A 3,176-nucleotide genomic window follows, 5' to 3' on the forward strand; every position below is an offset into this window, starting at 1 on the left:
ACCGCCGGGCCCTCGAGCCCGAAGGTGTACGAGATCCGCCCGGACACCACGCTCGCCGCGTTGCCCGTGCCCAGGTGGCCTTCAAGTCCCTCGGGCGCCGCCATCAGCAGCGACAGGTAGTCCTGGCCGTTGGTACCCGCGAAGACGCCGACCTGCTGACCACGCAGCGTCGTCGGGTCGATGCCCGCCCGCTCGAACGCCTCCCACGACGTCTCCAGCAGCAACCGCTGCTGCGGATCCATCGCGAGGGCCTCACGCGGCGAAATCCCGAAGAACGACGCGTCGAAGTCCGCGACGTCGTAGAGGAAACCGCCCTCGCGGGCGTACGAGGTGCCCTGACGGTCCGGGTCCGGGTCGTACAGCCCCGCCAGGTCCCAGCCACGGTCGGCCGGGAAATCGGCTATCGCGTCCTCGCCCGCCGTGAGCAGCTGCCACAGCTCCTCCGGCGTCCGCACCCCGCCCGGGAAACGGCAGCTCATCGCCACGATCGCGATCGGATCGTCGGCCACCGCGAGCTGCGGCGTGGCGGTGCCGCCGGTCGTCGTCGCGTCGGCGCCCAGCAGTTCCGTCCGCAGGTGGTCGGCCAGCGCGGTGGCGTTGGGGTAGTCGTAGATGAGGGTGGCGGGGAGCCGTAGACCGGTGGCGGCGTTCAGCCGGTTGCGGAGTTCGACGGCGGTGAGCGAGTCGAAGCCCAGCTCCTTGAAGGCCCGCCCTGCCACGACCGCCTCGGCCCCGTCGTGTCCGAGCACCGCCGCGACCTGCGTACGGACCAGCTCCAGCACCGCCTGGGCGCGCTCGGTCCCGGTCAGTCCGGACAGCCGCTCCGCCAGCGTGCCGGTTCCGGCCCCGGTGGCGGTCGGGCGTTCGGCGGCCACCGGTGCGGGCCGCGCGGCGGGCAGCTCGCCGAACAGCCCACTGGGCCGTACGGCAGTGAACTCCTCGAGGAAACGGTCCCAGTCGATGTCCGCGACCGTCACGGACGTGTCACCGTGGTCGAGCGCCTGCTGAAGCGCCGTCAGCGCCAGCTCGGGCGCCATCGGCGGCACTCCGTCGCGGCGCATGCGCCGCTCCAGCGCGTCGTCGGCGGCCATGCCGCCATCGGCCCAGGGGCCCCAGGCGATCGACGTGGCGGGCAAGCCCTCGGCGCGCCGCCGCTCGGCGAGCGCGTCCAGGTAGGCGTTGGCGGCCGCGTAGGTGCCCTGGCCGGGCGCGCCGACCGTCGCGGCGAGGGAGGAGAAGAGGACGAACGCGGAAAGATCCAGGTCGCGGGTCAGCTCGTGGAGGTTCTGCGCGGACGCGGCCTTGGCGCGCAGCACCCGCTCCACGCGCTCGGCGTCCAGCCCGTCCACAACGCCGTCGTCCAGGACACCGGCGGTGTGGATGACGGCGGTCAGCGGCAGCTCCTCCGGCAGCGACGCCAGCAACTCCGCCAGCGCATCCCGATCAGCCACATCACACGCCGCCACGGTCACCCGGGCACCCGACGCCGACAGCTCATCCCGCAGCTCGGCCGCACCCGGAGCCTCCAGACCACGACGGCTGCTCAACACCACATGCTCGGCGCCACTCGCCACCAGCCACCGCGCCACCCGTGCGCCCAGTGCGCCCGTACCGCCCGTGACCAGCACCGACCCCGCACCGGGCCGCCACGAACCACCCGACGACGCGGACCCCGAGGCCCGGACCAGCCGACGCCCGAAGACCCCGGACCCGCGCACCGCGACCTGGTCCTCGCCACCGGCACCGGCGCCGGCCAGCACCCCGGCCAGCCGCGCAAGCGCACGCTCATCCACCGACTCCGGCAGATCAACCAGCCCGCCCCAACGCTCCGGCAGCTCCAACGCCGCCACCCGACCCAGGCCCCACACCAACGCCTGGTCCGGGCACACTGCGCCGTCCGAACGCCCCACCGACACCGCACCACGCGTCGCCACCCACAGCGGCGCACCCACCCCCGCATCACCCAACGCCTGCGTCAGCACGGCTGTACGCAGCAGACCGGCGTCACCCTCGACCGCCAGCAGCGACACCACACCCGCGACCGACCCACCCACGACCGCCGCACGCAACTGCTCGGCCACCGCGCCGCGTTCATCCCGGGCCGCCAGCTCGACCTGACGCACGTCGACGCCACGTTCGGCCAGCATCCGCACCACACCGGCAGACCACACGCCCCCGGCCTCACCAGCCGGAACCACCACCACCCAACAACCACCCGGCACCCCGGCCGACCGATCCGTCACCGGCCGCCACGACACCCCATAACGCCAACCATCGGCCGTCGCCCGGGCAGACTTCTGCCGCCGCCACGACGACAGCGCAGGCAGCACCTCACCCAACGACAGCCCCGGATCCACCTCCAACTCCGCAGCCAGGGCGGCCACATCCCCGCGCTCCACCACATCCCAGAACCGCCCGTCAACGGCAGTGCGCGGCGCAGCATCCGGGGCGGTCGGCGCCTCCTCCAGCCAGAACCGCTCGCGCTGGAAGGCATACGTGGGCAGCTCGACCCGGCGGACACCGGTGCCCGCGAAGTACGCCGCCCAGTCCGGAGCCAGGCCACCGACGTGCAGTCGGGCGAGGGCGGTGGTCACCGACTCGCTCTCGGAGCGCCCCTTGCGCAGAGAAGGAATGCAGACGGCGGCGTCACCCTCGGTGAGGCAGTCCTGCGCCATGGCGGTGAGCACGCCGTCGGGGCCCAGCTCGACGTACGTGGTGACGCCCTGGGCCTCCAGAGCGCGCACACCGTCGAGGAAGCGGACGGCCTCCCGGACGTGGCGCACCCAGAAGTCGGGGCTGGTGATCTCCTCGGCGGAGACGACATCACCGGTGAGGTTCGACACGATCGGGATACGCGGCGCCTCGTACGACAGCCCCTCCGCAACCTCGCGGAATGCCTCCAGCATCCCGTCCATGCGGGGCGAATGGAACGCGTGGCTGACCGTGAGCCGCTTGGTCTTCCGGCCCCGCGCCTCAAAGCCCGCCGCGATCTCCAGAGCGGCGTCCTCATCACCCGCGATGACCACGGACGTCGGGCCATTCACAGCGGCGATGCTCACCCGCTCGGTCAGCAGCGGCGCCACCTCGTCCTCGGACGCCTGCACCGCGATCATCGCGCCACCGGCCGGAAGCTCCTGCATCAACCGCCCACGCGCCGCCACCAACTTCGCAGCATC

At 72.9% G+C, this 3,176-nt stretch carries 1 protein-coding gene; it reads right to left on the reverse strand.

The window, feature by feature from the left end:
* A partial coding sequence (locus tag EEJ42_RS32845; RefSeq protein ID WP_123105615.1) for an SDR family NAD(P)-dependent oxidoreductase occupies window positions 1-3,176 on the reverse strand: 3,176 nt, incomplete at both ends.

The sequence above is a fragment of the Streptomyces botrytidirepellens genome, from assembly GCF_003721215.1.
Taxonomy (GTDB): domain Bacteria; phylum Actinomycetota; class Actinomycetes; order Streptomycetales; family Streptomycetaceae; genus Streptomyces; species Streptomyces himastatinicus.